We start from the raw sequence: 1,394 nt of genomic DNA, 5'->3' as shown, positions 1-1,394 counted from the left end.
TTGGCGGGCACCGACTGCAGTGGCTGCGCACTCGTGCCAGCGGCCGTCTCGGCGGCGTGAGCAACCGCAGCGGCCTGGCCGGCCTGCCCCATCGGGTTGGTGGTGGTCGGCGGCTGGTCGAACGTCGTCAACGCCGACGCGGCCGCTGAGGCGCCGGCGTAGCCATACATCGCCACCGCATCCTGGGCCCACATCTCCGAGTAGTGCGCCTCGGTCGCGGCGATAGCCGGAAAGTTCTGCCCGAAGAAGTTCGTCGCGATCAGCATCATCAGCTGCGCCCGGTTAGCCGCGATCACCGGCGGCGGCACCGTCATCGCAAAGGCGGCCTCATAGGCAATCGCGGCGGCCTTGGCCTGGACCGCCGCCTGCTCGGCCCGTGCCGCGGTGGTGGACAACCACGTCACATAGGGCGCGGCGGCGTCGGCCATCTGCGCCGACGCCGGGCCGCGCCACTCACTGGTCAGCTGCGTGATCACCCTGTCGTAATCGATTGCGGCGGACTCCAACTCGGCGGCCAGCCACCGCCAGGACGACGCCGCGGACATCATCGCCGCCGACCCCGGTCCGGCATACATGCGAGCGGAGTTGACCTCTGGCGGTAACGCCCCGAAATCCAGCACTACGTCTCCTCTAGCTGGTCGCGGCGGCGTTGGCGGCTTCCGTGGCCGCGTACGAACCGGCGCTGGTGCCCAGCATGTTCACGAACATGTCGTGAATTGCCGCGGCTTGGACGCTGGCCGCCTGATACATCCGGGCATGCGTGGCGAACTGTGCCGCCGTCAGCGCCGAAATCTCATCGGCTGCCGGCGGCACTATTCCCGTCGTCGGGCCCGCCGCAGCCGCATTCTGCGCCGCCACTGACGCGCCGATAGCCACCAAATTGCGAGCCGCAGCGGATAGCACCTCCGGCTGGGTTTCTACGAACGCCACGCTGATTTCTCCTCAGTGCTCGGTCTCAACGGCCTTCACGAGCCGCTCGCTAGCGACGTTAGATGGCCGGGAGCCGACTGTGCACTACCAACGACGAGTGTTCACCTAAAGATAGAAAGAGTTCATTACTGCGTACCGCTGACGCCTCTGAACGCCTTATATCTTCATTAGTGAACTTATGTCTCAGATAGTGGATCGCAGCCGTCGCCGATGGCGAGGAAGGGCATCGCATTCGTGACTACGAGGTCGAGTAGATCGGCAGGCTGTAGCGACCGACGAGGCCAGGACGTCAAGTAGTGGATTACGGAGCATTACCGCCGGAAGTCAACTCTGGCCGGATGTACGCCGGCGCGGGCGCGGGACCGATGTTGGCGGCCGCCGCTGCCTGGGACGTGTTGGCCACCGACCTGTACACGACCGCGTCCTGCTACGGCTCGGCGATCTCCGAAATCAGTGGCCTGTGG

The 1,394-nt window shown here is 65.8% G+C and carries 3 protein-coding genes; 1 reads left to right on the top strand and 2 read right to left on the bottom strand.

The genetic code is table 11. The features are described from left to right. A partial coding sequence (locus A5707_RS18425) for a PPE family protein (protein WP_156658116.1) occupies positions 1-617 on the bottom strand: 617 nt, incomplete at its 3' end. Positions 618-630: 13 nt separating this feature from the next. Then, positions 631-930 (bottom strand): PE family protein, encoded by a 300-nt coding sequence (locus tag A5707_RS18420; RefSeq protein ID WP_065012573.1) that lies wholly within the window; start codon positions 928-930, stop codon positions 631-633. A 296-nt stretch (positions 931-1,226) separates the two neighbouring features. On the opposite strand from A5707_RS18420, the gene A5707_RS23470 reads away from it, so the two are divergent. Then, on the top strand, positions 1,227-1,394 hold a 168-nt coding region (locus A5707_RS23470; RefSeq protein ID WP_156657441.1), incomplete at its 3' end, for a PPE domain-containing protein.

The organism is Mycobacterium kyorinense (assembly GCF_001672775.1).
Lineage (GTDB): Bacteria > Actinomycetota > Actinomycetes > Mycobacteriales > Mycobacteriaceae > Mycobacterium > Mycobacterium kyorinense_A.
The sequence above is the reverse complement of the archived record's forward strand: the minus strand, read 5'-3'. Positions and strand labels throughout refer to the sequence as shown.